At 56.8% G+C, this 6,284-nt stretch carries 7 protein-coding genes; 4 read left to right on the forward strand and 3 right to left on the reverse strand.

Annotated features, from left to right (window positions below):
- Positions 1-3: 3 nt before the first annotated feature.
- Both cheR and E3O56_RS23410 read right to left on the reverse strand, forming a co-directional pair.
- Entirely contained in the window at positions 4-831 is an 828-nt protein-coding gene (gene cheR, locus E3O56_RS23405; RefSeq protein WP_005790588.1) for a protein-glutamate O-methyltransferase CheR, read from the reverse strand.
- Positions 832-873: 42 nt separating this feature from the next.
- Complete coding sequence (locus E3O56_RS23410; RefSeq protein WP_005790590.1) at positions 874-1,806, reverse strand: chemotaxis protein CheV; 933 nt, start codon at positions 1,804-1,806, stop codon at positions 874-876.
- Between the two features lie 74 nt (positions 1,807-1,880).
- On the opposite strand from E3O56_RS23410, the gene flgA reads away from it, so the two are divergent.
- From flgA to E3O56_RS23430, 4 genes are all read left to right on the forward strand, one after another.
- Positions 1,881-2,636 (forward strand): flagellar basal body P-ring formation chaperone FlgA, encoded by a 756-nt coding sequence (gene flgA / locus E3O56_RS23415; RefSeq protein WP_032879840.1) that lies wholly within the window; start codon positions 1,881-1,883, stop codon positions 2,634-2,636.
- A 143-nt stretch (positions 2,637-2,779) separates the two neighbouring features.
- On the forward strand, positions 2,780-3,103 hold the full coding sequence (gene flgM / locus E3O56_RS23420; RefSeq protein WP_032879838.1) for a flagellar biosynthesis anti-sigma factor FlgM: 324 nt from the start codon (positions 2,780-2,782) through the stop codon (positions 3,101-3,103).
- A 48-nt stretch (positions 3,104-3,151) separates the two neighbouring features.
- Positions 3,152-3,622 carry a flagellar protein FlgN gene (locus E3O56_RS23425; protein ID WP_005790595.1) on the forward strand — a complete coding sequence of 157 codons (471 nt, stop codon included), beginning with the start codon at positions 3,152-3,154 and terminating at the stop codon, positions 3,620-3,622.
- A gap of 96 nt (positions 3,623-3,718) precedes the next feature.
- Positions 3,719-4,468: a flagellar brake protein gene (locus E3O56_RS23430; protein WP_005790597.1), complete on the forward strand. Its 750-nt coding sequence runs from the start codon at positions 3,719-3,721 to the stop codon at positions 4,466-4,468.
- Positions 4,469-4,525: 57 nt separating this feature from the next.
- Here the strand turns inward: E3O56_RS23430 and E3O56_RS23435 are convergent, their stop codons facing one another.
- Positions 4,526-5,905, reverse strand: coding sequence for an MFS transporter (locus E3O56_RS23435; protein ID WP_148854156.1), 1,380 nt, complete (start codon positions 5,903-5,905; stop codon positions 4,526-4,528).
- Positions 5,906-6,284 lie beyond the last annotated feature (379 nt).

Consider the following 6,284-nt stretch of genomic DNA (forward strand, 5'->3'; position numbering starts at 1 on the left):
GACTTACTTGGCCTGGTAGATGATCCCCGGGCTGCACTGCACCATCTGGTAATGGTCCGGCAGGCCATTCAACGCTTCGGAAGCACCGAGGAACAGGTAACCGCCGCGCTTAAGCGTGCCGTGGATACGCAACAGGATGTCTTTCTTCACTTCAGCCGAGAAATAGATCAGCACGTTGCGGCAGAACACCATGTCGAACTTGCCCAGGCTGGCGTAGCTGTCGAGCAGGTTGAACGAGCGGAACTCCACGCGATTCTTGATCGGTGCCTTGATCGCCCAGCGTCCGGCGCCTTTGGGGTCGAAGTAACGCTGCAGGCGCTCCTGGGATAAACCGCGGCCCAGGGCCAGGCTGTCGTACTCACCGGTCTTGCAGTTGGTGAGCATGGTGCCGGACAAGTCGGTAGCAACAATTTGCGCGCCGGCTTTCAACTGGCCCATGTTGGTTCGCTCGAACTCGTCGATGGACATCGAGATCGAGTACGGCTCCTGCCCCGAGGAACAAGCCGCCGACCAGATACGCAGGCGCTGGCCAGGACTGGCCTTGATGGCTTCCGGCAACACTTTGTTCTTGAGCACTTCAAAGGGGTAGGTATCGCGAAACCACAGGGTTTCGTTGGTGGTCATTGCATCGACCACCATTTCCTTGAGCCCGCTGCGCGGCTGCCCCTGGATCCGCTGGACCAACTCACCCAGGGACTTGATGCCCTGCTGTTCCATCAGTTTGTTGAGACGGCTGGATACCAGGTACTGCTTGTTTTCACCGAGCAATATGCCACAGGCTTTTTCCAGGAAGACCCGGAACTGTTCGAAATCCAAATTACCCGTAGACAATGATACCGCCTCTTAAATCGTGTGATCGCCGGGGGAAATCCCCTAGCCGTGATCTGCTGCCTTGATCCGGTCGACTACCCGGGATGCGAGGTCATCAGGACGGAATTTGGCCAGAAAGTCATCAGCACCAACCTTCTTGACCATTGCCTGATTGAATACCCCCGACAACGAAGTATGCAGGATGATATGCAGTTTTTGCATGCGTGGATCGTTGCGTATCTCGGCCGTGAGCGTGTAGCCGTCCATTTCCGGCATCTCGATGTCGGAGATCATCATCAGGAATTCTTCTTCGGGCTTCTTGCCTTCGTCCACCAGCTTGCGCAGGTAATCCAAGGCCTGACGACCATCATTGAGGGCCACCACGTCTACACCAACGGTCTGCAGGCAGCGTGTGACCTGCTTGCGCGCCACTGAGGAGTCGTCCACGGTCAATACGCGCAGAGACACCGCCTTGTGCGCAGTCTCGGCATCCACCACACCCACAGAGATGGTTTCCGAGGTGGGCGCCACTTCGGCGAGGATTTTCTCCACGTCGATGATTTCGACCAACTGGTTATCGACCCGTGTCACCGCCGTCAGGTAGTGATCGCGCCCCGTGCCCTTGGGCGGCGGGTGGATCTCTTCCCAGTTCATATTGACGATACGCTCCACCGAGCGCACCAGGAAACCCTGGGTCTTGGTGTTGTACTCGGTGATGATCACAAAGGGGTTCTGGCGGTCTTGCAAACCCGCCGAGCCCGTGGCCATCGCCAGGTCAAGAATGGGAATAGTTGCACCACGGATGTTGGCTACGCCACACACCACTGGGCTGGACTTGGGCATGATCGTCAGCTTGGGGCATTGCAGCACTTCCCGCACTTTGAATACGTTGATGCCGTACAACTGCTTGCCATCCAGGCGAAAAAGCAACAACTCCAGGCGATTCTGCCCTACCAGCTGTGTGCGCTGGTTTACTGAATCCATTACACCTGCCATGCCCTGACTCCTAAATCCTGGGGGTACGACGCGCACCCAACACTAAACGGCACGAGCTTTGCTATTTATTAAACATGGATATTAAAACGACAGTTTCCCGACGCCCTAGCCACCGCCGGCTGTTCAGCACCGTGATGGCGCTGCTTGCCTTGAGCATTGGCGCTACCGCACGCGCCGACAATGTCACCCTGCCTGATCTCCTTATCGGCGTCACCCAGGGTTTTCTTGAATTCACTGTAGAAGATTATCTGGCGACCACGCAGACCCCGGGACGTTATGAAATTCAGGTCAGCCAGTTGGACCCGCGCTTGCGCATGCCGATGTGCGACAAGGAATTGACAGCCACGCTGGAAAGCCCTGCCCAGCCGATCGGACGCGTAACGGTAAAAGTTCGCTGTGAAGGCGCCTCGCCCTGGACGGTATTCGTGCCGGCTCAGGTCAAGCTGTTCCGCGATGTGGTAGTGGTCGCGCGACCGTTGAAACGCACCGGCATCATCGGCTACGAGGATGTGGCCCTGCGCGAGCGCGATATCAGCCTGATCAACCAGGGCTACCTGACCTCAGTGGATCAGGCTATCGGGCAGAGACTCACCCGACCAATGGTCACCGATCAAGTCATCACACTGGTTCATCTGGAACAGGCCGAAGTGATTCGCAAGGGTGACCAGGTGGTGATTTCTGCCAGCAGTGGCGGGCTGAACGTAAGGATGCCAGGGGAGGCACTGTCCAACGGCGGCATGAGCGAACAGATTCGCGTCAAGAACCTCAACTCCAATCGCGTGATCAAGGCGCGGGTCACGGCGCCAGGTCAGGTCGAAGTTGCTTTATAGATCACTGGAATCACAGCCCGGCTTTTCCTACACTGTGTATTGGATGTCGAGCGGTACAGGTTTATTGTCAATCGAGCCTAAAGTTTGCCCGGGTATGGCCGAAAACATGGCAAGCGTCCAAATACCCAGAGGTTTTTTTCACCATGGTCATTGATTTCAGTCGTTTGAATAGCACCCAGGCTTTGCCGGGCAATACGCGCACCAACGGTGCCAAGGACAGCGTAGAAGCCAAGTCCCAGCCCCTGCCCGCCAAGGCAGAGCAGGCCAGCGCCAGCCAGAGCGGGGAATCGGTACACCTGAGCAATGAGGCTCAACAGTTGCAGAAGGTCACTGACTCGCTGCGTGATCAGCCGGTTGTCAATAAAGCTCGCGTGGCTGAGTTGAAACAGGCCATCGCCGACGGCAGCTATAAAGTCGACAGCAGCCGTGTAGCCAGTAAGCTGCTTAACTTCGAAGCCGAGCGCTAGGCAAAAGCCTGCGCAGGGCTTTTGGACGCTTAAAACCCAAGGCCAGCCATGCACCACGACGAACATCTGCTTCAACTGATCATTGATGATCTGGCGCCCACGCACCAGTTGCTTGAGCTGCTCAAGGAAGAATCCCTGGCCCTGTACGGCCGGGACATGCCCTTGCTCGAAGAAATCCTGGCGCGCAAGCAGTCGCTGATTGTGTTGCTCGAACAACACGGCAAGAAGCGCAGCCAGATACTCATCAGCCTGGGCCTGCCTGCCGATCACGAAGGCCTGGCACAACTGGCCAGCCATTCCTCGGTCGGTGATCAATTACTGGCGCAAAGCAAAGAACTCAATCAATTGCTTGCCCAGTGCCAGGAAGCCAACCTGCTCAACGGCCAATCAATCCAGCTTCAGCAAGCCACGACCGCCAATCAGTTGCGCATACTGCACGGTGGTGAGCCTCCGGCCCTGTACAACGCCCAAGGCTCCACCTCTCGCCTGGTCAAGCCAAGTACCCGCAGCCAAGCCTGACACCGGTTTACAGCGCGACCTATCCAAGGAGCGCTACATACTGGCAAAATGCCGGTTCTTGCGTGTAGTCGTACTTTGTCTGGAGATGGAAGAACCGTGTTCAACGCCCCTAATGCGGAAGATGCACCGCAGCCACCGAAGGTGCTCACTACGCCTCTGGAAGTCGCCAGCACATTACGGATGCTGCAAGAAAGCCATGATCCGCTGATCATCACTTTCCACGAACGCAGCCAGCGCTTTCAAAGCTATTTGGTGGATATTGATCGGGACAGCAAAACGCTGGCCCTGGATGAAATGATCCCCCGAGACGGTGAGCGCTACCTCGAGAACGGCGAACCCTTTCGTATCGAAGGCTTCCATGAAGGTGTACGGGTTGCCTGGGAAAGCAATGGCACGCTGAACATCAGCGAAAAAGACGGCCACCGTATCTATAGCGGCAGCATGCCTGATGAAGTGGTTTACCATCAGCGGCGCAATGCATTTCGCGCCGCGCTGAAACTTGCGCAATTGGTGAATATCGAACTGGGCGGCGAGAAGCTCAAGGCACCGATCAGCGGCAAACTTCTGGACATTTCCGCCACCGGCTGCAAATTGCGCTTTGAGGGCGATATCTCCGAGCGCCTGCAGTTGGGCCAGGTCTATGACCGCTTTATCGCCGCCCTGCCCTTTGGCAGCATGACCACCTCCGTCGAACTGCGCTACCTGCACTTCGAAGACAAGATCAACACGACCTTTGCTGGCGTGCGCTTTCACAACATGAGTGGTTTGGTGCAGCGCCAGGTGGAGCGTTTTGTCTACCAGCTGCAGCGTGAGGCTCGGCGCTTCGACAAGGACGATGATCTTTAAGGTTTGGACGCTGAAATAAAAAACGGGCAGTTCCTGATAGGAACTGCCCGTTTTCATTCAGGGGCGTGCCCTGCTCAAGTCATGGGGATGTTCATCCGGGTCCACCGGCTCCTGCGGCTCTTCATTGGCTGGCTCATCAGTTACCGGGGCTGGCTCGGGTTCCGGGTCAGGGACAGTGACCTGCATCTGCTCCTGCACCACTTGCTCATCCACCCGTGGGTCTAGCGCTGCTACCAGCGGTGAACTGGACATGCTGTCAGGCATCGCCACGTGATGCAGCGGGGCGTCGTCGACCTGGTGCAGGTTGGTCACTGCTTTGGGGCGGATGCGCCATACCAGGATCAACGCACACAAACTGAAAAACGCGTAGAGCATCTGGCTGCCGAACAACTTCATCACTACGCCCGCCAGCAGTGGGCCGATACTGGCGCCTATGCCGTAGGTCACCAACAACATGGCCGTCAGCGAAACCCGACGATCACCTTCTACATGATCGTTGGAAAAAGCCACTGCCAATGGGTAAAGGCAGAATTGCACCAGCGAACAGAAGAAGCCTGCCACAAACAGCACTTCCAGCGGTACTTGAGTCATGATCGCCAGCGGCAACGCTGTTACGGCCAGGCACAACGCAAAGCAGCGAATCAACAGCGCGCGGTCATAGCGGTCCGACAGCCATCCCAGCGGCCACTGAACGACCAAGCCGGCAAAAATGCAGCTCCCCATGAACAAGCCGACTTGCTCAGTCGTCAGCCCCTGCTGAGACGCGTAGAGCGGCGCCAAACCGTAGAACGACCCAACGATCAAGCCCGCGCCCAGCACCGTACTAAGAGACTGTGGCACACGCTTTATAAAAAAACGGGGCTCCATCGGGGCCGGGTGCAGGGGTGCGGGGTGAATGCGTCGAGTCATGGCCACAGGCACCAGGCACAACGCAAAACACAGCGCGACCAACATCAGCAGTTCAAGCCCAAGGTGAGGATGCATAACCAAGATCAACTGCCCCAGTACCAACCCGAGGTAGGACGCGATCATGTAGCCGCTGAACACTACGCCACGCTGCTTGGCATCCGCCTGTTCATTGAGCCAGCTTTCGATAACCATGTACTGGCACATCATCCCCAGGCCGACGATTATCCGCAGCACGATCCAGGCAGGTAGCCAATCAATCAAGCCATGACCCAGCACTGCCGCGCCGACGATTCCGGCGCAAGTCGCATAGGCACGAATATGTCCAACGCGGGCAATCAGGCGATGCCCGATCTTGCCGCCCAGTACCAAGCCAAAATAGTTGGCGGCCATCAGCGCACCGACCCACAAACTGTCGACATTGTCTGCCGCCAGGCGCAAGGCCAGGTAGGTACTGAGCAGGCCGGAGCCAATCAGCATCATCAAAGAGGCGAAATAAAGGGCTCGAAAAGATTTCCAGATCTGGCGCATCGGCGTTCCGAGCGGCTCCTTGCGGTAAGGGATTGGGCTATCGGCATGATAGTCCGGGTGGTCGGGTCCGGACAGGCGGTGCGGCCTGTTTCCGGGGATTATTTTGCATAAGAGCTCAGACGTTGCCCCTGTGTCTGTAGGTACACAACGATAGAGATAAATACATGACGCCCCTGCTGTGAACCCTGAAGCGCTGCAAGGTTCGACTGATCTTTGAGGCTTTGCAAAAAGCTGTGGGTATTGAATAGCTCGGTACTTTTCGACCGCCCAAAACAAAACCCCTGTTTGCGTTAGCAAACAGGGGTTTCGGAATTTAATCTTGACGATGACCTACTCTCACATGGGGAAACCCCACACTACCATCGGCGATGCATCGTTT

The sequence above is a fragment of the Pseudomonas sp. W2Aug9 genome (assembly GCF_023127755.1).
Lineage (GTDB): Bacteria > Pseudomonadota > Gammaproteobacteria > Pseudomonadales > Pseudomonadaceae > Aquipseudomonas > Aquipseudomonas synxantha_A.